This is a genomic window from Rhodococcus sp. ARC_M12 (assembly GCF_022810385.1).
Taxonomy (GTDB): Bacteria; Actinomycetota; Actinomycetes; order Mycobacteriales; family Mycobacteriaceae; genus Rhodococcoides; species Rhodococcoides navarretei.
On record NZ_JALGQI010000017.1, the window covers coordinates 56,976 to 80,931 of the forward strand.

Here is a 23,956-nt window from a genome sequence, read left to right on the forward strand (position 1 = left end):
TGTTCACCGGACCTTCAACCACGACCCGGATGATGGGTGACAAGCAGCACTAGGGGGACACCATGCGCCGGACCACTACCCACTCGGTGGACCACGAGATTCTGACATTCGGCCGAACCTGGCGTGGGTACGGCGGTGGTAGCGACGAGGACATCTACGTGGCGTTCGGCGTCGACGCGCGGACCTACTTCCAGCGACTGCGGCGCATTCTCGATTCACCGGTCGCCGAGGATCTGACCCCGGACGAGCGGGCCGCGATTGCCGACATCTGCCGGGCGCGACTCGCCTGAGACATCGTTATACCGGTGTCAGCAGCTCCGGGCTGTTGTTCTTCACGCTGTTCACCGCGGTGCTGACCTCGTAGGGCTCGAGCCGTGGTTCGGGGATCGCGGCCAGCAGGTCTCGAACGTCCCCGAGGTCCGTCACTGCGGGGTCGAGCCAGCTCGAACGGAGATCCGGCGGAAGCACGACCGGTGAGCGATCGTGAATGTGGCCGAGCGCATCGGCAGCCGGGGACGTCAGCACGGTGACCGACCAGACCCAGCGGTTCTCGTCGTCCTCGGCCTTGGTGGGATCTCGCCACAGCTCGTACAGGCCTGCCATCGCGAGCACGCCGTCACCGTCGTGCAGGAAGTAGGGCACCTTCGCGCCGTCGCGCTTCTCCCACTCGTAGTAGCCGTCGGCGGGGACGATGCATCGCCGACGGCTCGCTGCCTTCTTGAACGACGGTTTCTCGGTGATGGTCTCGGACCTGGCGTTGATCAGCCGCGAACCGATTTTTACGTCCTTCGCCCACGACGGGATCAGGCCCCAGCGCACCGATCGCAGTTGCCGCACGGCGTCGGCCTCGGGTTCGTCTTTCGGTGCGCGCTCGAGCACCGTCCGGACCGTCTGGGTGGGGGCCACGTTGTACGAGGCAGGCACCTCCGCTCCGACGGTCTCGGCGATGTCGAACACCGCCTGCAGGTCGCTGTCACTCCGGGTACTGGCATACCGTCCGCACATGGAAGCAGATTGTTCCACCAACCACTGACATCCCGGGCGAAACAACCTCGTGGAATTACGTGGCACCCACCTGGCACGATGTGACGGGTGACCACTCCGCAGATCCACTCCCAGCCGCGTTACCGCACGTTGCAGCAGTCCACCAAGCTGCAGAACGTGCTGTACGAGATCCGCGGACCGGTACACGCCCACGCCGCCCGTCTCGAGGCCGAGGGGCACCGCATCCTCAAGCTCAACATCGGTAACCCGGCACCCTTCGGGTTCGAGGCCCCCGACGTGATCGTGCGCGACATGATCGCGGCGCTGCCGGTGGCCCAGGGGTACTCCGAGTCCAAGGGCATCCTGTCGGCCAGGCGAGCCATCGTCACGCGCTACGAGCTCGAGCCGGGCTTCCCCGAGCTCGACGTCGACGACATCTACCTCGGCAACGGGGTGTCCGAGCTCATCACGATGACGATGCAGGCACTGCTCGACGACGGTGACGAGGTACTGATCCCGGCGCCGGACTACCCGCTCTGGACGGCGATGACGACGCTGTCCGGCGGCAAGGCCGTGCACTACATGTGCGACGAGGAAAACGGGTGGAATCCCGATCTGGCCGACATCGAGTCCAAGATCACCCCGAAGACCGTCGCGCTGCTGGTGATCAACCCCAACAATCCGACGGGGGCGGTGTACTCGAAGGAGGTGCTGCAGGGCATCGTCGATCTGGCGCGCAAGCACCAGCTGCTGCTGCTCGCGGACGAGATCTACGACCGGATTCTCTACGACGACGCAGAGCACACCTCGCTGGCAAGCCTGGCTCCCGACCTGCTCTGCCTGACGTACAACGGACTCTCCAAGGCGTATCGAGTGGCCGGCTACCGCGCCGGATGGCTCGCGATCACCGGACCGAAGGCACACGCCGCAGGGTTCATCGAGGGCATCGACCTTCTCGCGTCGACGCGACTGTGCCCCAATGTGCCTGCACAACATGCCATTCAGGTCGCACTCGGTGGGTATCAGAGCATCGAGGATCTGATCCTGCCCGGCGGCCGTCTGCTCGAGCAGCGTGACGTCGCGTGGGAGAAGCTCAACGCGATTCACGGCGTCTCGTGCGTCAAACCGCGGGGTGCGCTGTATGCGTTTCCGCGGCTCGATCCCGAGGTGCACGAAATCTACGACGACGAGAAGCTCGTCCAGGATCTGCTGCTGCAGGAGAAGATCCTTGTGGTTCAGGGGACCGGCTTCAACTGGCCGGGCCACGACCACGTGCGCATCGTGACGCTGCCGTGGGCGCGAGACCTGGCCGTGGCGATCGAGAGGTTCGGTAACTTCCTCGCGTCGTACAAGCAATGAGCCGCGAAGTTACCGTCAAGTAGTTGAAAGTGACGCACAAAACATCGGGGCGGTCCCGCCTGAACGACGAATGATCTGTACATTGGCGGACGGCACTTCGGTGCCCGCGAGCCCTGGTCGTACCCCTCCCCCCCCGGGTCGGTCAGGTGGTGGCGGGGGACGCCCCCCTGCTCCCCGCCACCGAGCTCCTCGCATCGGCCACCATCCCGGCCCGTACTAGCCTTGCACCGTGGAACCACACGGCACGTCTCCCGATGGCAACAGGCCAAGCCTCGACGCTTATGCAGGCCATGGACACGGGCACGGCCACAGCGATACTCCGGCTCCGTTGGGACCGGTGGCGGCCAAGGTCGTCGTCGGACTGTTGGTCGCCATCGCCATTGCCGTGATCGGCGGAGCCATCGCCTTGTGGCCCAGCCAGCAGAGTGTCGACATCCCACTGCCGTTCCAGACCTCCGGCGGTGGTGCGGTGTCCACCGAGGCCGGCACCATCACCTCGCAGAGCATCGGGACCTGCGGAAGTCCCGACGCAGGCAGAGCATTCACCGGCGACCCGACACCTGCGGTCAACGACTCCTACGAATGCCAGCGCAGCATCGTCGACATCACCACCGGCGAGGACGCAGGCAAGAGGACGGTACTCGAGATCGCGCCGGGTCCCGGCCAACCGACGCTGAGCGCAGGCGAGGACATCCGTCTGGTTGTGCAGACCGACCCGTCGGGAGGAGTCCGCTACTCCTTCAACGACTACTCCCGAGGGCTGCCGCTGGCACTGATCGTCGGCGTGTTCGCCGTGGTCATCTGCGTCGTCGCCCGTTGGCGGGGGTTCCGCGCACTGGTCGGCCTGCTTCTCGCGTTCGCGGTGCTGGTGGTGTTCATGCTGCCCGCCCTGCTCGACGGCGCACCCGCCATTCCGGTCGCCCTCGTCGCCGGTGCGGTGATTCTCTACGCCGTGCTGTATCTGGCGCACGGGGTGAATCTACGCACCAGCTCGGCGCTGCTGGGTACGCTCACGTCGATGGCCCTGGCGGCTGTTCTGTCCTACGTCGCGATCCGCATGACCCATCTCACCGGGTTGTCCGAGGAGCAGAACACTGCCGTGCAGACGTACATCGGCAATGTCAGCGTCACCGGCCTGCTGTTGGCCGGGTTCATCATCGGTTCGCTCGGAGTGCTCAACGACGTGACGATCACGCAGGCGTCGGCGGCCTTCGAGCTCGCCTCGGTGGACGAGACGGCGACGCGGCGCGAGATCTTCACCGCCACGATGCGGGTGGGCCGTGACCACATCGCCAGTACCGTCTACACCCTCGTGCTCGCCTACGCCGGTGGCGCGCTGCCGCTGCTACTGCTCTTCAGCGTCGCCGACCGGTCCATCCAGGACGTTCTCACCGGCGATTCGGTGTCCATCGAGATCGTCCGCTCCGCGGTGGGCGGCGTCGCGCTGGCTCTCTCGGTCCCGCTGACCACGGCGATCGCCGTGCTGCTCGCGCGTCCCATCACCGTGGGTGGGCCATCCAACCGAGCACAGCGCCGGGCCGCGGCACCGGCCCGCAAGACCCGGGGCTCGGGCCGGCACAGCGCGTAGTGCGGCTTCGCCGCATGTGAGCAGAACTTCGTAGCAGGGGCCGAACTTCCGTGCACATGCGGCGGAGCCGCTCAGGCGAATGCAGCGGCGACGGTCTCCGAGAGCAGGGCACCGTTGTGGGTGCTCAGTCCCGCCTTCAGTCCCGAATCGGCCTCGCAGGCAGCTTCCCAACCCTTGTCGGCCAGTGCGACGACGTACGGCAACGTTGCGTTGGTGAGCGCGTAGGTGGAGGTCCGAGGCACGGCACCGGGCATGTTGGCGACGCAGTAGAACACCGACTCGTGCACCTTGTAGGTGGGGTCTGCGTGCGTGGTGGCGTGCGAATCCTCGAAGCAGCCGCCCTGATCGATGGCGATGTCGACCAGAACCGAACCCGGCTTCATCCGCTGAACCAGACTGTTGGACACCAGCTTCGGCGCTTTGGCTCCGGGCACCAGTACAGCACCGATGACCAGATCCGCTGCGAGAACCGCCTGTTCGAGTTCGTATGCGTTCGACACCAGCGTCTTGACGGCACCGCGGTACTGATCGTCGATGGCGCGTAGCGCTTTCACATCGAGATCGAGCACGGTGACGTCGGCGTGCATGCCGAAAGCAATTGCGGTGGCATTCCTTCCGGACACGCCGGCTCCGATCACAACGACGTTGGCGGGGCGCACTCCGGGAACTCCACCCATGAGAACTCCGCGACCGCCTTCACTGGACATCAGGTGGTAGGCACCGGCCTGGGGCGCGAGGCGTCCGGCAACTTCGCTCATCGGCGCGAGCAGCGGCAGCGAACCGTCTGCAGCAGTGACGGTTTCGTATGCAATGGCAGTGGTGCCCGACTCCAGCAACGCATCGGTGCACGCTTTCGAGGCGGCGAGATGCAGGTACGTGAACAGCACCTGCCCCTTGCGCAAGCGTGAATACTCTTCGGCGATGGGCTCTTTGACCTTGAGCAGCAGATCAGCGGTCTCCCAGACCTCGGCGACGTCGGTGAGGATCTGCGCGCCGGCGGCCTTGTAGTCGGTGTCGGTGAACGACGATCCGGCCCCTGCCTCGGTTTCGATGATCACTTCGTGTCCTCGCGAGACCAGTTCGTGCACGCCCGCCGGGGTGATGGCCACCCGGTATTCGTGGTTCTTGATCTCGCGTGGAATTCCGATCTTCATGACGGCCTCCTCGATGCTGGGCGATGGGAGCCGTGGCCCCACCGGTTGTAGGCCAACTATGAATTATCTACGAAATACCCGCAACGGATGTGAACATAATTCTGTAGACTCCCGAAATGGTCAGCAATAGTTCATTCGAGACGGGCGACACGGGGCACCAGCCGAACGATGTTCGGCCCATCCCCCTGGATCGAATCGACCACATCCTGCTCGACGAGCTACGCCGCGACGCTCGAACACCCAACAACGCACTCGCTGCGGCTGCCGGGATTGCGCCGTCCACTGCCCTGGGGCGGGTGCGCGCCCTCGTCGAACGCGGGGTCATTCGCGGCTTTCACGCCGATATCGACCCCGAGGCTCTCGGCCAGGACATCCAGGCCATGATCTCGGTCCGGCTGCAAGCAGATGCTCGACGACGCATCAGCGAATTCGGATCGAAGATCGCCTCACGGAAAGAGACGTTGAACATCTACTTCATTGCCGGTGCCGACGATTTCCTGGTGCACGTCGCCACCGTCGACACCGCCACGCTGCGTGACTTCGTCGTCGAGAACCTCAGCGCCGACCCGGCCGTCGCCGCCACCGAGACCATCCTCATCTTCGAGCACATACGACCGCGAAATACGCACGCGGACAAGTAGATTCGATCAGGGAGCGGGTGGAATGAGCGGAGGGAACACCGGCAACGTGAAGTCGGGAAGGCCCGGGATCAGCGGCGGTGGCTGCTGCGTCGTCGGAGGAACGGACTCGACGGGTGGCGGCGGCGGTGCCGGTTCGGCCGTGGTCGTCGTCGGCTCCGGCGTCCACGGCTCCTGGTAGACCTCGGTCTCCGGTGGCACCGTGGTCGGCTCGACGGCGGTCTCCGGTGCGGGCGGCGGCAGGACCGGCGCAGGGATCACCGGCGTCGGCGGCGCGGTGGTGACGGCCGGAGCGTCGGTCTGAGTGCGACTGACCGAGGTGTCGACCACCTGCGGTGCGTTCTGCTGGGTGAGCATGAAGCCGGAGACGCCGACCACTGCAGCCAGACCGAGCGCGAGAACACCACCGGTTCGGAGCCTCCGTCGCGCCCGCGTGCGATCGTCTTCGCCGTCGTCGTCGTCGTAATCGGCATCGAGCCAATAGACGTTCTTCAGCTGGAACGGCACGGGCTTGCCGTCGTCTGCGGCAGAATCAGTGCCGATCTTCGATGTGGGTGTCTGCGTAACAGTCTCTGCTACAGCAGGATCGGATGCAGCAGACCCTGATGTAACGGTGGCGGCCACCTCGGGCACCTCGGCCGAGTTCTCCGCAGACCGCTCCCCCGTGTTCGAGCTCAACGCAACGACCTCCCCGTCGACCCGCGCCCCCTGCACGTGGTCGTCGAGAACATCATCCACTACCGGCAGCGGCGATTCCGAATCGACGGGAACAGAATCGGAAGATTCGACAGGATCGGTGAATCTCGAGGACTCGAAACCGCCCGCCGCGGCTGCGTCCGGGGCGTCAGCACCCGCCGGGGCCGACGCGATCCACGGACGAGCCGGAACCGGTCGGCCGGGGGCAGACGGCGGAGAAGGCAACGGAGCCGGCGGACGCACCCGCGAGCCGGGGTCGGCCACGATCGCCGCGGCAGGGTTCACGGTGTCCGCGACCGGGCGATCCGCACGGGGACTTCCCTGCGCTCCGGTTCGCGTCCGCGAGTGCGGCCGAGCCGCAAGCGCTGCTCCACGTGCCGCAACGGTCTCGGGTTCGGTCGGAACGAGAGCCGGGAGCTCGAGCAACGGGCCGACGCGATTCTGCACGATCGGCATGCGCGCTCCACCGCCGATCAGGACGACCGCATCGATGGGTACGTGTGCGCCGATCATCACTCCGCGCGCGAACTCGATGGCTTCGTCCACCAGGTCGGTGATGAGCAACTCGAAGTTCTCACGCGAGAGCAGGATCATGCCGCTCGCATCCGGCAAGCACACCGCGTCCTGAGTGGACAGGCGTTCCTTGGCGATGCGGCAACGCTTCTCGAACAGCGGCATGTCGGGGTCGGTCGGGTTCTTCCCGAGGCGGCGGAGCTGGTTGTTGCGCACGTAGGCGTCGAGCAGATCTCCGCTGTACTCACCCGAGCGCTGCGAGGCGATGACTGTTCGCTGCACCAGGTCCACGACGCTGACGGTCAAGCCGGAGCTGCCGAGGTCGAACAGCGCGACAGAACTGCAGTTGCGGGCTTCGCCCGTCGCCGCGAGGTACTCGACGACAGCTTCCACCTCGTGCACGAGGTGGTAGTTGTGCAGGTGCGCACCGGCGAGGGCCGCCTGCAGCGCGTCGGCCTGGCGCGGGTCGCGGTACGCGACACCGGTGGCGAGTTCGGGCTCGGTTTCGGCCGCGGCACCGATCGATTCGACGGCCAGGTGCGGAAGGTCTCCCCCGACGCTGTCGATGACTTCGTTGCGGAAGAACAGCGGCCGTTCGATGTCGCTGACCAGGCCGGAGGGGTCGGCGGCCGGTGTTCCGAACTGTTCGGCCCTGGGCTGCGCCGTGCGCACGGCTCGGGTCCCCATGGACACCCCAAGCAGCACAGTCACGGTGGTCGGCCTCACTTCGATCGGCAAATGTTTTCGGACGCGATACACCTCGTCCAGTGCGCCAGGCTACCGCCTCGGATCGATCGACGGGTCGCGCGCCCCGAAGGTGCACGCCCTCGCATTCGTCGAAACCTGTCCGGCTCCCCGCCCGGCCGGCCCGATCCGGACCTACGGCCTATTCCGGAACCACCGAATCGACGGACGGTCGGTACAACTCACCGCTGTACTCAAAGGTCCGCTCGTACAGGTCGGCATCGGACAAGCGGGCCGGCCCGAGGACCGGAAGCTCGACGGGACCGGGAGCAGCCGCGTCGGTGGACTCTGCCGCCGCAGAGAGCGCGGCGGCGAACGTGGAATCGATGGGTATTTGCTCGTCGATCAGCGGCGTGGGCGGCGGAGTGTTTCCTCGGGTGTAGACCAGCCCCACCACTGCCACGATCATCAGAACCACGGTGGCGAGCACGGATGCGTCGCGCACCCGCCAGGTCCGGGAGCCACGGCGAATCGGTTCGGCGACGACACCCGGCTCGGGCACCTCGGGTGCGAGAACTTCCGGTGCAAGCACCTGGGGTTCGAGCACCGTGGGCCGCGCAGACACTTCGCCGTCGAAATCGGCGTCGTCGAAATCGGGTTCCGCAAGATCGGGTTCCGCAAGATCGACGTCCGAGACGGACGGGTGGATCGCGAGATCCTCGACCGCGAGTTGGTCGACGGTCAGGCCGTCGACCATCCACTCCTCGACCGTGCCGAAGCCTGTTGCGTCGGGTGCGAAATACGTCTCGGGCGAATCGAGCAATTCCGACGCATCGTCGGGGACGGTGATGATTCCCACATCCGCGTCGAGCGCGGCCACGGGTGGCCTTTCGTCGAGCGCAGCACCTGTGGCGACGGCCATTGCGGGTGCGTCGGGCACGTGGACGGCAACGTTCCACTTGTCTTCGATGATGGTGCGCACCGCCGGGATGGCGGCGCCGCCGCCGATCAGCAGCACCGCATCGGGTGCCTGCTTGGAGGCCCAGTCCAGAGCATCGGAGACGAGCGGGGTGATCTCGCGCTCGAATTCCTTGCGGCTGAGCAACATCGGGCCGCGGTTCGGTGCCCTGACGCCGACCGACGAGCTCACCAGCTCCTTGAGTTCACGGAAGAACGCCTGGTATTCCTCGTCGCCCTCGGGCCCTATCGGTGCAGGCAGAATGCCCTTGGCCATCACGATGCCTCGGACCACCTCGTCGAAGCGGTCACCGCTGATGTCCACGGTGCGCGCGGTCCACTCGACGTACTCGCCCGCAACGTCGAGTGCGGTCGCCGAAAGCCCCTTCTTGCCCAGGTCCACGACCAGGACGTAGTCCTTGTCTTCCAGTTCCGGAACCGTCCGGGCGTACGCGAGCAGGGCGTGGGACTCCTCGACCATCCGAGCCCTCGGCACGGTGCCGTCACCGAGGGTCTCCAGCAACGCCGTGACGGCTGCGGTATCCCATCCGGCCAGGACGATGTCCTCGAACGGCCCGAGGTCGACGAGCTTGCCGGGCAGCAGGTCGTGTGCCCCCTCGGCGTCTATGGAGTCCTCGACGCGGCGGCCGTCTGCGACGTACGCGATGCGCACCGCACCGGTACCCACGGACACCCCGCAGATTCCACCCATCGACCAGACAGTCCTTCGCAAAATTGTGTTTCGACGCCCGATCCGGCGTCCGTACGAGCCCCCGCTCCACTCGAAGTGTACGGCGACCGAAATACCGACAAAGGCATCGGAGGTAACGCTACTAAACAATCTGCGATATTGTTTAGAAGGGTCTGGGGAGACTTAGGGTCGAGTAGGCGCGCTGTCGGCCGACCCTGAGTCGACGACGAGGCCGTCCGGTCTCGTGGTTAACGCGATCGGTGGAGGTTTTCGATGCAGACGCTCAATGCGCACGACGTGGTCAGAATGCGAACCGTTCTGGAGAAATTCGGAAAGCTGCCGGTTCCCGTGGAGGGCATCGACGAAGCTGCCGATCTCTACGACAGCGGCCTCACCTCGCACGCCAGCGTCAACGTCATGATCGCGCTCGAGGACGAGTTCGACGTCGAGTTCCCCGACACCATGCTGCAGAAGTCGACGTTCGGCTCCATCAACGCGATCTCCGCGGCCATCGCCCAGCTGACGGATTGAAGCCATGACCACCGTCTACGAGAGCTCGATCGACCAGTCGATGACCGACGTGCTGGCCGTACTGCGGACCTATGCCGACGAGGTCGACCGCGACGCCCGTTTCCCCACCGAATCGGTGGAGGCGCTACGCGACGCCGGCCTGCTCGGGGTCGGAATTCCGCGGGAGTTCGGCGGGGGTGGCGCGACACTGACCGACATAGCCAGGATCTCGCGCGCCCTCGGTGCCGAGTGCGCGTCGACGGCGATGATCTTCGTGATGCACCAGTCGCAGGTGCTGAGCATCGTCCGCCACGGCAAGTCCGACGCCATGGCCGACCTGCAACGGCGCATCGTGACCGATCGTATTCTGGTGGCGTCGGCCACCACCGAGATCAACATCGGCGGCGACGTTCGCTCGAGCAGTTGTGCGGTGGAGTACGACGGCGAGCAGATCACGCTGAGCAAGAACGCACCGGTCATCTCCTACGGCGAGTACGCGCAGATCGTGTTGGCGACCGCGCGGCGCAGTGTCGACAGCCCGCCGAGCGATCAGGTGCTCGTGGTGTGCGAGAAGCCCGATGTGACGTTGGAGAAGACCGGCACCTGGGACACCCTCGGTTTCCGCGGCACCTGCAGCCCCGGCTTCATGCTGGCCGCTCGCACAACGACGTCGAACATTCTGGGCGACAACTACGGCGACATCTCCGCGCAGACCATGCTGCCGGTGGCGCACGTGTTGTGGGGATCGGCGTGGCTCGGCATCGCGGACGCGGCCGTCACCAAGGCCCGCAAATCCGTCCAGAAGGCTGCCAGGAAGACACCGGGAACGCCGCCGCCGAGCGCGCTGCGTCTGGCGGAGTTGACGGTGGTGCACGAGCAGCTCGTGGACACCGTGTTCGGTGCCGCTGCCAAGTTCGAGGCCGTTGCAGACAGTCCGGCCGAGCTCGGAGCCATCGGTTTTGCGCTCAAGATCAACAACGTCAAGGTCACCGCCTCGACGCTCGTCATCGACATCGTCGGCAAGGCACTGCAGATCTGCGGCATCTCCGGCTACCGACAGGACGGCGAGATGAGCATCGGCCGTCATCTCCGCGACGCGCACGGGTCCGCGATCATGGTCAGCAACGAACGCATCCTGGGACACAACGCCCAGCTCTCCCTCGTCTACAAGGGCAAGTGATGACTACCACCCACTCCGCACCGGAGACCGAACTCAGCGAACTCGACTCCGCCCGAGCGGCTTTCCGCGCCGAGCTCATCGACGCCGGCCTGTTGGTACCCAGCTCGATTCCCGGGTTGTACGGGCGCAGCGGTGAATTCGAGGACATCATCGAGTTCGTCGATGCCCGTGTCACCGAGGCCGGGCTGGCCGAACACGGCCGTCAGGCAACGCGGTTCCGGTTCGCTCCCGTATTTCCACGGGAAGCGTTCGAGCGCACCGACTACATCGCGTCGTTCCCCAACCTCACCGGTGCCATCAACACCTTCGAGGGAGACAACAAGGAACACGCCGCGTTGTTGGCGGAGAGATCCGACGGCAAGGACTGGGATCACTTCCTCCACTCCGCAGGCACCATGCTGGTCTCGGCCGCCTGCCACCCGTCGTACTCGATGCTCACCGGCACACTGCCTGCCGAGGGCACGCTGATGGACATCTACGGCTACTGCTTCCGGCACGAGCCCGCGGTGGATCCGGCTCGGATGCAAGCGTTTCGGATGCACGAGTTCGTACGGGTCGGCACCCCCGACGAGGCGATCGCGCACCGCGAACGCTGGGTGCCGCGCGGCCTGCAGGTACTGGCCGATCTGGGGCTGGAAGCCGAGGCGGTCATCGCCAACGATCCGTTCTTCGGTCGCGCCGGACGCATGCTGGCGGCGAACCAGCGCAACGAGAACCTCAAGACCGAACTGGTCGTCAAGCTCTACGGAGATCTCGACGACGGCACCGCGGTGGTCTCGTGCAACTGCCACCGCGATCACTTCGGGCACACCTTCGACATCTCCACCGTCGACGGCGAGCCCGCCCACAGCGCGTGTGTCGGGTTCGGCATGGAACGCATCGCCCTGGCACTGCTCCGCACCCACGGACTCGATCGTTCGGCCTGGCCGGCTGCACTGCGCCACTGATCGTTGCCGCTTCACCCGTGTACACACACGAAGGACCAAATCTGTGAACAGCCCCCGCACCGCTTCCCTACGCAACGGATCGGTTCCCGCCGAGTCCTCTTCGCGTACTGCGGGCGGCAAGTACCCGATGTGGTTCGGGCCGTCGGACGCGCCGCTGTTCGGCACCGTCCACGTGCCGTCGGGCGGGCGGGCGCGCGGCGGCGTCGTCCTGTGCCCGCCCCTGGGCAAGGAGCAGGTCGATTCGTATCGCGGCATGACGCTGCTCGCGCAGAAGCTCTGTGCAGAGGGACTTCTGGTGCTGCGGTTCGACTACAGCGGCACCGGCGATTCGTGGGGTGATCAGGATCGGCCCGACGCGGTCGCACGCTGGCAGCGCAGCATCGTCGAGGCCGTCGACTACGTTCGCGGATGCGGGCCACGCGAGGTCGGTCTGGTCGGGTTGCGTGCCGGTGCTCTGCTGGCATGCTCGGTGGCCGCCGAGTGCGGCTCGCTCACCGCGTTGACGCTGTGGGATCCGGTCGTCAAGGGCCGGTCGTATCTGCACGAGCAGCGCGCTCTGTACGCGGTCAGCGTCACCACCGACTCCGATGCCGACCCCCGTGTGTCGATCATCGGCGCTGTGCTGCATCCGGATTCGGCCGCGAACCTCTCCGCACTCGATGCCGCGAAGACGAGAATCGACGCACCGGTGCTGGTCGCCACCCGTCCCGAGCGAAGCGACTCGAAGCCGGTCCGCAAGCTCGTCGAGACTCTCTCGGCTCAGGAGCACACCCTGACCGCGCACGACGACTTTCTCGAGCCCAGTGATTTCGAGGTCATCATCCCGACGTCGGACATCGGTCACCTCGCGACGTGGACGGCGTCGAAGTTCCCCATCACACCGACTCACGATGTGGAGGTGCCGCATCGGTCGCGGTTCGTGGTCGACGGAATCCACGAGAGCATCGAACACCTCGGCCCGCAGGAACTTTTCGCGATTCGTTCCACCTCGGATCGGTGCCTGCCCGGAGGCCCGACCGTGGTGTTGTACCCCACCGCCAACGAGCACCGCGTCGGCCCGGTGCGCATGTGGGTCGAACTGGCTCGGCTGCTGCCTCGGTTCGGGATATCGACGGTGCGCTTCGATCGACGCGGAACCGGCGAGTCCGGTGCCGTCACCGACGGGGAGTTGACCCGCCTCTACAGCGACGAGGGAAACGAGGACGCACTCACCGCCGTCCGACAGTCGGGAACCTCCCCGGACAACGTTCTGGTAGCCGGAATGTGTTCGGGCTCATGGTATTCGAGCTTCGCTGCCCGTGAGCTGGGGGTACGTGCTGCCGTGCTGCTCAACACCCTGGACTGGACCACCCGTCGCCTCGAATTCGTCAAACGCTCCTCGATGCACATCGAGGAGGCGGGGTTGCGTGCTCGCACACTCGATCGTCTGCACCACCGGGGTGTGCGGATCAAGGATGCACTGCAGCCTCGCATGCCGTATGCCCTGTGGATCTGGCTGGGGCGACGCGGGCTCATCCAGGTTCCCGAGATCTCGCTGCGCATCCTGGCCGACCGGCACGTGCAGACGCGAGTGCTGCTCTCCCCCAGCGACACCGCCTGGTTCGAGGCCAATCGTGGTCCGGAGGGAATGCGCCGGCTGCAGCGTCGATCGTCCGTCCCCACCGTCACCTCCTTCGAGTCCGGCGATCACTCGCTCTACGGTCGCGATCTGCGCGAGAACGTGAGAGCGGAACTCGTGGCGGCCACCTCTGCGGCCTTCGATATCGAGATCGCCGCTCCGTCTCCGCCCGTGCCGGTAGGGCGGGTTCGGTTGTGAAGCACCGCGCTCCCAGGATTGCGCCACCCAGACACGAGCAGCTCGAACAGCTTCGGTGGTACCCGGTCGAACCGGCGCGATTCGACCTGGGTCTGATGAACAGCCCGACGATGCCGGTGCCGACCGTGCCTCGGCACAATCCCGTCCACTCGGTCGATGTTCCTGCCGACGTCGTCGAACAGGCGGCACCCGAGACGGGACCGGGATCGAAGGCCTCCGATCGCAACCTCGCGCTCAACTCGATGGCCCTGATGCTCTCCACTGTCATCACCGGCGCGTTGGGATTGTTGTTCTGGGCTGCGGCCGGACGGCTCTACCCCGTTGCCGAGGTCGGCAGCGCGTCGGCGGTCATCACGTCCGCGGTGATGCTCTCGACACTGTCCAACCTGAGCCTCGGTTCGATGTACGAGCGGTTTCTCCCGATCTCGGGTCGGCTCGCGAAGTCCTTCATCGTGCGCGGATACATCACGGTCACCGCGTTCGCGTTCGTACTCGGTGGCGGGTTCCTGCTGGTTGCTCCGGTGGACGAGATGTTCACCAACACTGCAGAAATCGTCTCGTTCCCGTTCTTCGTCGCGGTACTCGCCGTGTTCGCACTCCAGGATCAGACCTCGTCCGGTCTCGGCGTCGCACGCTGGGCGGCGGGCAAGAACGTCTTCCATGCCGTCGTCAAATTCGTGTTGCTGTTGGCGCTCTTCTCCACCGAGCGCAGTACCTCGATCATTTCCGCCTGGGCAGTTCCCGCCATCGTGGCGTCGATCTTCGTCCTGCGTGCGATCTTCAAGAACCTTCGTACCGAGCAGCGGTACGCAGGCAAGCCGGATCTGCCGCCCAGGCGCGAGATGTGGTCCTACTTCGGCTCGGCGTACGGCATCACCGCGCTCGGCTCGCTCGCGCCGCTGCTCGTACCGATGATCGTCGTCGCCACCCTCGGTGCCGAACAGAACGCGTACTTCTCCCTCACCTGGTCGATCGTCAGCGCCCTCTACATCCTGATCAGCGTGCTGATCGGCCCGTACGTGGCCGAGGTCGCGGCTCACCCCGCGCAGTTCCACCGCCTGACCAAACGATTCATGACACTCGTGTGCATCGTCGCAGTGGGAGGGTCGATCTTCCTGGCGTTCGTCGCACCGTTCGGTCTCGGATTGATCGGCCAGGGCTACCGCGATCAGGGCACCATCATCGTGCAGCTGGCCGCGCTGACCATCCCGCTCTCCGTCGTCGGTTCCCTGTACGACGGTTTGGCTCGTGTGCGTCGACGCATGCGCTTGGCCGTGATCGTGCAGGTGGTGGCCACCTCGATCATCATCGGTGGGTCGGTGGCACTGTCGTCGTCGATGGGCATCGCGGCCGTCGGCTGGGCCTACCTCGCTGCCGAGGGGTTCGGTGCCGTCGTGTTGATCGTGCCGCTCGTCCGCTGGATTCGTGAGTTGTCCGCCGGCAGCGACGGCGAATCCGACGACGATCCAGGACCGGCGGGCTCACCCGGACCGCACGGCCCGATCGAGGATCACGACGCCGGTTCGCGGCCCCGAGAACTCCGCCAGGGCGAACCTCCTCGTCGCGAGCGTCAGGACGGTCCGCCGCAGCACGACCAACCGTCACCGCGTCGCATTCCGGTCCACGCTCAACACAGGACGGCACCATGACCGAGACCTATCGCGCCAGTTCGTTGGACATGCTGCGGTCCGATTCTCGAATCGTGACCGTGTTGGGGCCTGCGGATTTCGGCGATCTCGCACGAGTGCAGAACCGCGTGCTCGCTTTGGCATCCCTCGGTCCTGCGACTCGACTGGGACTGCGGGCCGACCATTCTTCGGCAGGCTGGAGCTACGAGCCCGGACGGGTCCTCGAGCACATCACCGAGGGTCCCGCCGTCGACCGGCAGCAGTTGACCAAGGAACTCACCGAGTTCTCGCACGCGTCGAGGCCCGAGATTCCCCTCCGGATTCGGCTGGCCGGCCGCTACCTGTTCCTCGATCTCAACCACGGTCTCGGCGACGCTCTGCTGCCGGTCGACCTGTTCGCGTACCTGGCCGACGCAACTCCCGATGCACCGTTCCCGGCCTGGGCCAGTAGCGCAGTCGACGGTCATCCGCTTCGAAAAGCACTGTTGCGCTGGATCGTTCGCAACCCGAGGAAGGTAGTCGACACGATCTACGGCCGCGTTCGTCCCGGCACCGTTCCGGAAGCCGCCGACCGGTTCGGCATATCCGACGCCGCATCGTCGACGGCATTTCGGCCCTGGGCACCCTCCGCCGCGGTGGCCACGGCGGTGACCCGGCACGGGACCACCGACGCGATCCGCCGGTGGCGAGAAACCCATCTGCCCGGCGCGAGCGTCAGTGCGGTGATGTGCGCCGCCGTGGCCACAGCGTTCGCACGTACATCTTTTCCCGTCGATCGGTCAGCAGCATTTCTGTTCGACTGCCGCCGCTACCTTCCGCCGTCGACCGTCGTTCTCGGGAATTTCGCTGCCGGGATCGGGTTCTCCGACATCGATCCCACCTCGGCCAGGGAAGTACACGACGCGTTGTCCGGGGCCATCGCCAAGGGCCGTCCGATCGCCTCGGCGACGATCAGCACCATCAAGTACAAACGCGAACAGAAGGCCGTGTCCGGGGTGTTCGACGACCGCGTGCCGGTGCAGCCGAAGGTCAGACTCATGTACTCCGATGTCGGTCGAGTCCGGCAGCTGGAGCAGGTCTCCTGGTGTGCCGAGCCTGCCGACCGTGCCTTCTTCGTGATCGCCGATCCGGGCCGACCGGAGTCGGTGATGATCACGATGGAAACCATCGGTTCGGTCGTGTTCGTCTCGGCGTCGTTCCACGACAACGTTTTCGACAGCCACATGGTGCATGCCGCACTCGGTCTCGTCGCAGCCGACCCCCTCGCATTGCTCGCCCCTCAGGAGAAGACCGCATGACCACCGCAGCGAAGCGCCCCACGAAACCCGAAGCCAAGCGCCCCACGTCGAACACCATCGCACGGTCGGCTCCGTCGAGATCGGGCTTCGTCGCCCATGTCGCTCGCTGGGCGGGCCTGTCGGTGGTGCAGTTCGTCCTCGTCGAGTACATCGTGTCGGCCACGTGGCGCGGGCTCTACAGCTACCGGAACAACTACATCAGCGAGCTCGGCATTCCGTTCTGCGGGCCCACCGGCAACTGGCCGTGCAGCGAGCTCTACGTTCTCCTCAACGCCTCGATGGTGCTGTTCGGTCTGGCGATCGCGGCAGTGGGCGGATCCTGGTACATCGTCCGCCGGATCGATGGCAGAGCCGCGTCGTTCTTCGTCGTCGCAGGTGTCGGCGCCATCACCGCGGGCGTGGTCAATCAGGGCGTCAACTACCCGATCCATTCGTTCGGCGCCACCGTCTTCTTCATCTTCGGCAACTTCGGCCTCGTCATCGCCGGTGGGCACCCGAGCCTGCGACGCAGCATCCGCGTCGCGGTCACCGCGCTCGGTGCCGTCGGCCTGGCCGGCTACTTCGCCTACATGAGCGGTCACGAATTCGGACTCGGCATCGGTTCCATGGAACGCATCGCCACCTATGCCCTGCTCGTGGGCGTAGTCGTACTGTCGGTCTCGCAGTTCAACGCGACGCGGGCACCGAAGACCGTCGACGAGACCGCGTGAATCGTCACGCCGCATCGAGCCGAGAGTCCGGAACGAGGACAGTCGAGGTATCGCGGCTACCCGGAACCGGGCTCATCGTCGAGCGTCCGCGACGTCGCCTGCCGTCTGTGCTGGCGTTCCTGATCGTGCTCGGCTTGGTCGCCACCGGCACCGTGTACGGGCTCTCCCAACGCTCGGACGGAGCAGACATCGAGAGCGAGTCCATCGCCAACGGCACCGGGTCGACGACGTCACAGTCCGACACCGCTGCGGCCAAGCCCGGATACACCGTCTACGACGACTTCTCGGGGACGGCCGGCGATGCGGTGGCGGACGACCGATGGAGTCACGACGTCGGACAGACCGGTTGGGGCAACAACGAGAAGCAGAACTACACCGATTCGACCGAGAACTCGTCTCTCGACGGAGACGGCCACATGGTCGTCAACGCGTTGCGCAACGGTGACGGCTACACCTCGGCCCGGGTGACCACCAAGGACAAGTTCGAGTTCACCTACGGCCGCATCGAAGCTCGGATCGAGATGCCGGCCGGAGCAGGCCTGCATCCGGCATTCTGGATGCTCGGTACCGACCTGGACTCCGTCGGCTGGCCCCTGTCCGGCGAGATCGACATCATGGAGACCCTGAACCAGGCCGATCAGTACCACACCGGAATCCATGCGCCCCAGCCGGATTCGTTGACCAGCCAGAAGGTGGATGCAGGCGGGATTCCGCCGGAGCCGCTGTCGGAGAACTTCCACACCTACTGGGTCGAGCGATCACCGGGCCGGGTGACCACCGGAATCGACGACACCACCCTGGCCACCATCACCCCGGCCGACCTGATCGGCGGTGCCGACTACTGGGTCTTCGACAAGCCGTTCTTCCTGCTGTTCAACGTCGCCGTCGCCGGCGACTGGCCCGGCCCCACCGACGACTCGACGCCGTTCCCGGCGACCATGAAGGTCGACTGGGTGCGGTATCGCGCCGACTGAGACCTCACTGACCGAGACCTCGCTGAATCCGACCCGACGTGTCACCCGAAAGGACCCCCTCCGTGTTACCTCCCGCGCTCCCCAGACTCCAGTCTCCCGAGTGGGACGGTGCTGTGTGGATCGGTGACATCGACCTGGAGCAGAATCTTCCCCTCTCCCTCGCTCTCGACGATTCCGACGGTTATCGCCGCGCCCGGCTGTTGATCCGACGCGGCCTCGATCCACTCGGCTTCGTCGAACTCGATGTCGTCGACGGCGCGGTCACGGCGGCAGATGTGCGACGAGCGGCGATGTCGCTCGCCCAGGTTCCGGTGCACGACGCTCTGCCCGACCCCGACCAGGCGCTACCGCCGATCACCGTGGTGATCTGCACCCGCGACCGAGTCGATCATCTGAAGGGCGCGCTGGCATCGGTGTCGGGCCTGGACTACCCCGACTTCGAGGTGGTCGTCGTCGACAATGCGTCCCCGACCGACGCCACTCAGCAGTACGTTCGCGGGCTGGGCGACCCGCGCGTTCGCGTCGTGTCCGAGCCGACGCCAGGCCTGTCGAGGGCCAGGAACACGGGGTTGCGGGCCGCGCAGCACGACATCGTGGCATTCACCGACGACGACGTCGCCGTCGACGCCAAATGGTTGCGCAGCATCGCGCGCGGCTTCGGGCGGACCGATGGGGTCACGTGCGTGTCCGGCATCGTGCCGAGCGGCGAGATCAGGACTCAGGCGCAGGCGTACTTCGATCGCCGCGTCGGGTGGGCGAGTTCGGTCACGCCTCGGGTGTACGACCTGAAGAATCCGCCTGCCGATGTACCGCTGTTTCCGTTCCAGGTGGGGATGTACGGAACCGGAGCCAATTTTGCGGTCGCCCGAGAGCGGATGTTCGATCTGGGCGGATTCGACGAGTCGCTGGGAGTCGGATCTCCGACCAACGGAGGCGAGGACCTCGACATGTTCTTCCGGGTTCTGATGGCCGGCGACAAGCTGGTCTACGAGCCGGCCGCCATCGTGTGGCACCGGCACCGCGCCGACTCCGAGGCATTGGCGGTGCAAGCCCGCGGTTACGGTCTCGGCCTCGGTGCGTGGCTGTACACCGTCGCGACGAACCGCAGATCGGCGACGCTGGCCGCCACGGTCGCCGTCCGCCGACTCGGCAGCGCCATTCGCCTGTCCGCCAAGATGAGCAAGGTCGCCTCACCTCCCGACGATCTCGCTGCCGATCTGCCCGACGGCATCGGCCGAATGGAATTGCTGTCCATCGCCAAGGGTCCTGCGGCCATTCGCCGCAGCAGGCGCGAAGGTCGCGAACGCACTCCTCTGGCGGGGGTGAGCCGTGAGCCGGTCCTCGACTGATTCCGGATTCCGGTCCATGGCGGATCTACGGCACACACTGTTCGTACCGTCCGAGTGGACCTTCGACTGGCCCGTCGGCACCACCGACTCCGCTGCAGGCACACGCAGGCGTGCGGGCAGCCGACTGCGCTACTCCGACATCAGCGTGCTCGCCGCACTGTCCGGCCTGACCTCGATGATCGCACTGCCGACGCTCGTTCGCGTCGTCCTGCTCGCGGTCCTGCTGTTCTTCGGTCCAGGTGCCGCGATCCTGTCGTGGGTCCGCATTCCTCGCACTGCGGTCCCTGCGGCACTGCCGATTCTGAGCATCTCGGTGGTGACGCTGATGGTGTCGGTGGCGATGTGGGGATACCGCTGGTCGCCCCGGATGTGGACGTTGTTGCTGTGCGTGGCCCTGATCGGCTCGTCGGTGTTGTGGTACCGCAAGCACGGCCGCCCCGACCTGTCGTGGTGGATCGCGCGGGCACGTGAGGTGGCCGCACCGTCGTCGCGAACGGCAGCGATCACCTCGGTCCGGTTCGCGCTGACCGACCGAGAGACGCTGCGACGCAATGTGGCCGGCCTGATGCTGGCGCTGGCGTTCTTCCTGTGGCTACCGCTGCTGCCGGGTCTCGAGCGCGCGACGTACTCGCAGTTCGGGTTGCTGACCGCCGGAACCGGCCCAGGGCTCGTACTGTGCATGATGCTGATCATGGCGGCGTTCCTGATCGCGCTGCGACGTCGTCAGCTGCGCACCATGCTGGCCGCGATCGGCCTGGCCATCGTGGTGCAGCGATTCACGGTCACCCTCGTCACCTCCGCTCCGATCTACGACTGGACGTACAAGCACGTCGCGGTCACCGAGTTCGTCCTGGACATGAACCGGCTGACTCCGACCGGTGTCGACATCTACAGCGAGTGGCCCAGCTTCTTCCTCGTATCCGCCTGGTTCCAACACGTCACCGGATACGACACGCTCTCCCTGGCGCACGTGTTCGCGCCGATGGTCCACGTGGTTCTCGCGGCGGCCGTCTACGGACTGGCACGGGTGATGAAGTTCGACAAACGCGCGGCGATCACGGCGGCGATGCTCGCCGAGGTCATCAACTGGGTGGGTCAGGACTACTACTCACCGCAGGCGTGGGCCGTACTGCTCGCCGTGGGCTTCCTGGCGCTGCTGATGTCCTCGACGCTCACCAGGTCCGCGGCATTCTTGTCGATCGTTCCGTTCGCCGCGCTGGTGCCCACGCACCAGCTGACTCCGTACTGGTTGATGGCCGTGACCGGCGTTCTGCTGGTGACCCGACGCGCCAAGCCGTGGTGGCTGATGATTCCGCTCGGCATCATCCTGTTGGGATACCTGTATCCGCGATTGCCGATCGTGGCACCGTACGGACTGTTCCAGGGGTTCGATCCCGTGCAGAACGCAGCGAGCAACGTCAAGGAAGAAGGGGTGCTCGGCAAGCAGATCACGTCTCTGGTCTGCCGCGCCCTGTCCGGCGGGGTGTTCGCGCTGGCGTTCGTCTCGGCGATCTACGCCTGGCGGACGAAGAAGACGTTCTGGGCACCGATGGTGATGGCATTCGGATCGATCATGTTGCTCGCCGGGCAGAGTTACGGCGGCGAGGCGATCTTCCGGGTGTACCTCTACGCGATTCCCGGCTGCGTTCTGTTGATCACTCCACTGTTCCTGGCGCTGTTCGACCGTGAGCCGCCCCAGGATCGACCGTCCAGGGCCCGCAGGATCACTGCCCGGACCTCTGTCGCAGTTGCCGTGGCCGGAGCGCTCGGATCAGCCGTGCTGGGTTTGCAGAGCTACTTCGGTCTGTGGCCGATCGTGCTCGAGCATCGCGAACAGATCGACGACGCCCGCGCGGTGGCAGCACAGGCACCGCCGGGTACCTCGGTGACGATGTTGTACTCCACGGGCTACCCAGCCAGGTCCACGTCGGACTACGGCCGCCTGACCGAGGCCGACGACTACTGGGACGTTCCGCTCTACGCGCTGGGCCCGGAGTACATGGAGGGCTTTCCGACACCCGCGAAGCTCGGCGATCTCGACTACAAGGCGTCGAGCAGCGACACCCCCACATACATGGTGCTGACCCGTCAATCGCTCGAAGCGATGCAGTACTACGGATTCGTCGCCGACGATTCGGTCGCGCGTTTCCGACAGTGGCTCGCCACCAACTCCGCGTGGTCGGTTCGGTACGCGGACACCAACACGATCGTCTACCAGTACCGATCCAGCTGATCGAATCACAAACTATGACGTGCATCTCCAAACAATCTTTCGGATTGTTTGATTGCAGCTTGACAATCTCCTAGCTTCTTTTAAGCTTGCTTTCAGTCAATGGAAACAGGTTCTTACGCTTCGGACCGAACGCGAAGACACTGTCTGTGGATGCGGCGGGGGTCGATTCACGGAGTTCGGAGACATCTGCCCACCGCACTCGACCCATGTGGAATGGATATGTTGAATCGTAAGAATCCCCGCGTCAGTGTCGTCATCCCGACGCTCAACGAGGCCGCAAACCTTCGTCACGTCCTCCCACTGCTCTCCCACGACTACGAGCTCGTGCTGGTCGACGGTGGGTCCGTCGACGGCACCATCGATGCCGCTCGCGAGATTCGCGGCGACATTCGGATCATCAAGCAGACCCGCAAGGGTAAGGGCAACGCGCTCGCCTGCGGCTTCGAGGCTGCCACCGGCGACATCATCGTCATGTTCGACGCCGACGGCTCCGCCGATGCGGCCGAGATCCCGCGCTTCGTCGACGCCTTGATCGCCGGTGCCGACTTCGCCAAGGGCAGCCGGTTCTGCGAGGGTGGCGGAAGCCACGACATCACCCCGTTGCGACGCGCCGGAAACGGTGGCCTGCATCTGGTGGCCAACACACTCTTCGGAACGCGCTTCTCGGATCTCTGCTACGGCTACAATGCCTTCTGGCGAGATCTGGTGCCGGTCCTCGACCTGCCCGTCGTCGATCAGCCGGGTGCCGAAGGCATGATGCTGTGGGGCGACGGTTTCGAGATCGAGACCATCATCAACTGCCGCTTCGCCGAGGCGTCCGTGCGGATTGAGGAAGTCCCGAGTGTCGAGCTGGCCCGCATCTACGGCCAGAGCAACCTGCGCACCTTCTCCGACGGCTTCCGGGTGCTGCGCACCCTGATGACCGAGCGCATGCGCGCACGCAAGATCTCTCGCAAGTCCATCGTCCGCCCGTCGCGAGAGTCGATCGATGCGCGTACCGACATGGACCTCGAGTTCGAGGCTCTGCAGTCCTACAACGAGGTTCTCGAGCTTCGCGAGAAAACGGCGTGAGTCTGCCGACTTCGTCGGTTGTCATCTGCGCGTACACGTTGGCTCGGTGGACCGAACTCCGGGCCGCCGTGCTGGCCGTCCTCGATCAGGATGTGCCTGCCGAAGAACTGATCATCGTCATCGATCACAATGCGCAGCTGGCCGAGCGCGCACGCACCGAATTCTTGCCGCTGCACCGAACCGTCAACGTGGTGGACAACAACCACCCTCGCGGCCTCTCGGGAGCGCGCAACACCTCGCTCGACCTTGCCAGCGGTGAGATCGTCGTGTTCCTGGACGATGATGCATCACCGCGCACCACAGAGTGGCTCGGAGCCATTCTGTCCCATTACTCGGACGATGCCGTGTACGCCGTTGGGGGCTCTGCATACCCGGTATGGCCGGACAAACGTCCGGCCTTCCTACCGGCCGAGGTAGTGGGTGAACCCGGCGAACTCGATTGGGTCGTCGGGTGCACCTACCGCGGGCAGCCAACGGAAACCGCTCAGGTCCGCAATCTCATGGGCGCGAACATGTCGTTCCGCCGTGAGCCCGTCGTTGCGCTCGGGGGATTCGTCTCCGGCATCGGCCGGATCGGGCGTGTCCCGCTCGGCTGCGAGGAGACGGAGCTGTGCATCCGGCTGCGTCAGACGCATCCCGATGCACAGATCGTGTTCGATCCCTCGATCGTCGTCGACCACACGGTCAGTGCAGACCGCACTCGTCCGCGCTATCTCATCACGCGCAGCTACGCCGAGGGAGTGTCCAAGGCCGCCATCGCCCGATTGATCGGTGCCGAGGACGCACTGTCGTCGGAGCGTGCGTACACCGCCAAGATCCTGCCTCGCGCAGTCGGTCGCGAAACCAGTGCTGCTGCCCGTGGCAATCCGGTGCGCGCGTGGGGTGCGATGGCCGTGGTGGCCAGTGTCGGCGCAGCCGGAATCGGCTATGCGCGTGGAAAGCTCAGCACGAGCCGCTAGCGGCAGGTGCACAAAAG

Annotated in this window: 20 protein-coding genes; 16 read left to right on the plus strand and 4 right to left on the minus strand. The window is 65.6% G+C overall.

All coding sequences use genetic code 11. From position 1 onward, the window contains the following. Positions 1-62: 62 nt before the first annotated feature. Positions 63-290, plus strand: coding sequence for a DUF3263 domain-containing protein (locus tag MTX35_RS20420; RefSeq protein ID WP_243596717.1), 228 nt, complete (start codon positions 63-65; stop codon positions 288-290). Between the two features lie 7 nt (positions 291-297). On the opposite strand, the gene MTX35_RS20425 is transcribed toward MTX35_RS20420, so the two are convergent. Further along, positions 298-1,005 carry an SOS response-associated peptidase gene (locus tag MTX35_RS20425; RefSeq protein WP_243596718.1) on the minus strand — a complete coding sequence of 236 codons (708 nt, stop codon included), beginning with the start codon at positions 1,003-1,005 and terminating at the stop codon, positions 298-300. An 87-nt stretch (positions 1,006-1,092) separates the two neighbouring features. Here MTX35_RS20425 and MTX35_RS20430 point away from each other — a divergent pair, with 87 nt between their 5' ends. Both MTX35_RS20430 and MTX35_RS20435 read left to right on the plus strand, forming a co-directional pair. Continuing rightward, a complete protein-coding gene (locus MTX35_RS20430; protein WP_032396087.1) occupies positions 1,093-2,343 on the plus strand; it encodes a pyridoxal phosphate-dependent aminotransferase in 1,251 nt (416 codons plus the stop codon). Positions 2,344-2,572: 229 nt separating this feature from the next. Beyond that, positions 2,573-3,931: a YibE/F family protein gene (locus MTX35_RS20435; protein ID WP_243596719.1), complete on the plus strand. Its 1,359-nt coding sequence runs from the start codon at positions 2,573-2,575 to the stop codon at positions 3,929-3,931. Positions 3,932-4,002: 71 nt separating this feature from the next. Here the strand turns inward: MTX35_RS20435 and ald are convergent, their stop codons facing one another. Then, positions 4,003-5,085 (minus strand): alanine dehydrogenase, encoded by a 1,083-nt coding sequence (gene ald / locus MTX35_RS20440; protein WP_243596720.1) that lies wholly within the window; start codon positions 5,083-5,085, stop codon positions 4,003-4,005. A gap of 116 nt (positions 5,086-5,201) precedes the next feature. Here ald and MTX35_RS20445 point away from each other — a divergent pair, with 116 nt between their 5' ends. After that, complete coding sequence (locus MTX35_RS20445) at positions 5,202-5,726, plus strand: Lrp/AsnC family transcriptional regulator (RefSeq protein WP_243596721.1); 525 nt, start codon at positions 5,202-5,204, stop codon at positions 5,724-5,726. 6 nt (positions 5,727-5,732) lie between these two features. Here the strand turns inward: MTX35_RS20445 and MTX35_RS20450 are convergent, their stop codons facing one another. Together MTX35_RS20450 and MTX35_RS20455 are read right to left on the minus strand one after the other, a co-directional pair. Next, the gene (locus tag MTX35_RS20450; protein WP_243596722.1) at positions 5,733-7,643 is read right to left on the minus strand and encodes an Hsp70 family protein; all 1,911 of its coding nucleotides are present in this window, start codon (positions 7,641-7,643) and stop codon (positions 5,733-5,735) included. A gap of 175 nt (positions 7,644-7,818) precedes the next feature. Beyond that, on the minus strand, positions 7,819-9,285 hold the full coding sequence (locus MTX35_RS20455; RefSeq protein WP_243596723.1) for a hypothetical protein: 1,467 nt from the start codon (positions 9,283-9,285) through the stop codon (positions 7,819-7,821). Between the two features lie 252 nt (positions 9,286-9,537). On the opposite strand from MTX35_RS20455, the gene MTX35_RS20460 reads away from it, so the two are divergent. The 12 genes from MTX35_RS20460 (at position 9,538) to MTX35_RS20515 (ending at position 23,939) form a co-directional block, all read left to right on the plus strand. After that, positions 9,538-9,795: an acyl carrier protein gene (locus tag MTX35_RS20460; RefSeq protein WP_243596724.1), complete on the plus strand. Its 258-nt coding sequence runs from the start codon at positions 9,538-9,540 to the stop codon at positions 9,793-9,795. 4 nt (positions 9,796-9,799) lie between these two features. Continuing rightward, the gene (locus MTX35_RS20465; protein ID WP_243596725.1) at positions 9,800-10,954 is read left to right on the plus strand and encodes an acyl-CoA dehydrogenase family protein; all 1,155 of its coding nucleotides are present in this window, start codon (positions 9,800-9,802) and stop codon (positions 10,952-10,954) included. Then, positions 10,954-11,901, plus strand: a complete 948-nt coding sequence (locus MTX35_RS20470) for an amino acid--[acyl-carrier-protein] ligase (protein ID WP_243596726.1) — start codon at positions 10,954-10,956, stop codon at positions 11,899-11,901. Before MTX35_RS20465 ends, MTX35_RS20470 begins: the two co-directional genes overlap by 1 nt. A 43-nt stretch (positions 11,902-11,944) precedes the next feature. After that, positions 11,945-13,717: an alpha/beta hydrolase gene (locus MTX35_RS20475; RefSeq protein ID WP_243596727.1), complete on the plus strand. Its 1,773-nt coding sequence runs from the start codon at positions 11,945-11,947 to the stop codon at positions 13,715-13,717. Positions 13,718-13,812: 95 nt separating this feature from the next. Next, on the plus strand, positions 13,813-15,366 hold the full coding sequence (locus tag MTX35_RS20480) for a lipopolysaccharide biosynthesis protein (RefSeq protein ID WP_243596728.1): 1,554 nt from the start codon (positions 13,813-13,815) through the stop codon (positions 15,364-15,366). Continuing rightward, positions 15,363-16,643 carry a hypothetical protein gene (locus MTX35_RS20485; protein WP_243596729.1) on the plus strand — a complete coding sequence of 427 codons (1,281 nt, stop codon included), beginning with the start codon at positions 15,363-15,365 and terminating at the stop codon, positions 16,641-16,643. The genes MTX35_RS20480 and MTX35_RS20485 overlap by 4 nt, the downstream gene beginning before the upstream one ends. Then, positions 16,640-17,353 (plus strand): DUF998 domain-containing protein, encoded by a 714-nt coding sequence (locus MTX35_RS20490; RefSeq protein WP_243596730.1) that lies wholly within the window; start codon positions 16,640-16,642, stop codon positions 17,351-17,353. Before MTX35_RS20485 ends, MTX35_RS20490 begins: the two co-directional genes overlap by 4 nt. Next, positions 17,350-18,327 carry a glycoside hydrolase family 16 protein gene (locus MTX35_RS20495; protein ID WP_243596731.1) on the plus strand — a complete coding sequence of 326 codons (978 nt, stop codon included), beginning with the start codon at positions 17,350-17,352 and terminating at the stop codon, positions 18,325-18,327. The genes MTX35_RS20490 and MTX35_RS20495 overlap by 4 nt, the downstream gene beginning before the upstream one ends. Positions 18,328-18,389: 62 nt before the next feature. Further along, a complete protein-coding gene (locus MTX35_RS20500) occupies positions 18,390-19,676 on the plus strand; it encodes a glycosyltransferase family 2 protein (protein WP_243596732.1) in 1,287 nt (428 codons plus the stop codon). A 16-nt stretch (positions 19,677-19,692) separates the two neighbouring features. Then, the gene (locus MTX35_RS20505) at positions 19,693-21,909 is read left to right on the plus strand and encodes a hypothetical protein (RefSeq protein ID WP_243596733.1); all 2,217 of its coding nucleotides are present in this window, start codon (positions 19,693-19,695) and stop codon (positions 21,907-21,909) included. Between the two features lie 213 nt (positions 21,910-22,122). After that, positions 22,123-22,980 carry a glycosyltransferase family 2 protein gene (locus MTX35_RS20510; RefSeq protein ID WP_243596734.1) on the plus strand — a complete coding sequence of 286 codons (858 nt, stop codon included), beginning with the start codon at positions 22,123-22,125 and terminating at the stop codon, positions 22,978-22,980. After that, positions 22,977-23,939, plus strand: a complete 963-nt coding sequence (locus MTX35_RS20515; protein WP_243596735.1) for a glycosyltransferase family 2 protein — start codon at positions 22,977-22,979, stop codon at positions 23,937-23,939. Before MTX35_RS20510 ends, MTX35_RS20515 begins: the two co-directional genes overlap by 4 nt. Positions 23,940-23,956: the final 17 nt, after the last annotated feature.

Excerpts from the sequence above, each read along its gene's own strand:
- MTX35_RS20420 (WP_243596717.1), top strand. The coding sequence starts at position 63 with ATGCGCCGGACCACTACCCACTCGGTGGACCACGAGATTCTGACATTC.
- MTX35_RS20425 (WP_243596718.1), bottom strand. The coding sequence starts at position 1,005 with ATGTGCGGACGGTATGCCAGTACCCGGAGTGACAGCGACCTGCAGGCG.
- ald (WP_243596720.1), bottom strand. The coding sequence starts at position 5,085 with ATGAAGATCGGAATTCCACGCGAGATCAAGAACCACGAATACCGGGTG.
- MTX35_RS20445 (WP_243596721.1), top strand. The coding sequence starts at position 5,202 with ATGGTCAGCAATAGTTCATTCGAGACGGGCGACACGGGGCACCAGCCG.
- MTX35_RS20455 (WP_243596723.1), bottom strand. The coding sequence starts at position 9,285 with ATGGGTGGAATCTGCGGGGTGTCCGTGGGTACCGGTGCGGTGCGCATC.
- MTX35_RS20460 (WP_243596724.1), top strand. The coding sequence starts at position 9,538 with ATGCAGACGCTCAATGCGCACGACGTGGTCAGAATGCGAACCGTTCTG.
- MTX35_RS20465 (WP_243596725.1), top strand. The coding sequence starts at position 9,800 with ATGACCACCGTCTACGAGAGCTCGATCGACCAGTCGATGACCGACGTG.
- MTX35_RS20470 (WP_243596726.1), top strand. The coding sequence starts at position 10,954 with ATGACTACCACCCACTCCGCACCGGAGACCGAACTCAGCGAACTCGAC.
- MTX35_RS20480 (WP_243596728.1), top strand. The coding sequence starts at position 13,813 with ATGAACAGCCCGACGATGCCGGTGCCGACCGTGCCTCGGCACAATCCC.
- MTX35_RS20485 (WP_243596729.1), top strand. The coding sequence starts at position 15,363 with ATGACCGAGACCTATCGCGCCAGTTCGTTGGACATGCTGCGGTCCGAT.
- MTX35_RS20490 (WP_243596730.1), top strand. The coding sequence starts at position 16,640 with ATGACCACCGCAGCGAAGCGCCCCACGAAACCCGAAGCCAAGCGCCCC.
- MTX35_RS20505 (WP_243596733.1), top strand. The coding sequence starts at position 19,693 with ATGGCGGATCTACGGCACACACTGTTCGTACCGTCCGAGTGGACCTTC.
- MTX35_RS20510 (WP_243596734.1), top strand. The coding sequence starts at position 22,123 with ATGGATATGTTGAATCGTAAGAATCCCCGCGTCAGTGTCGTCATCCCG.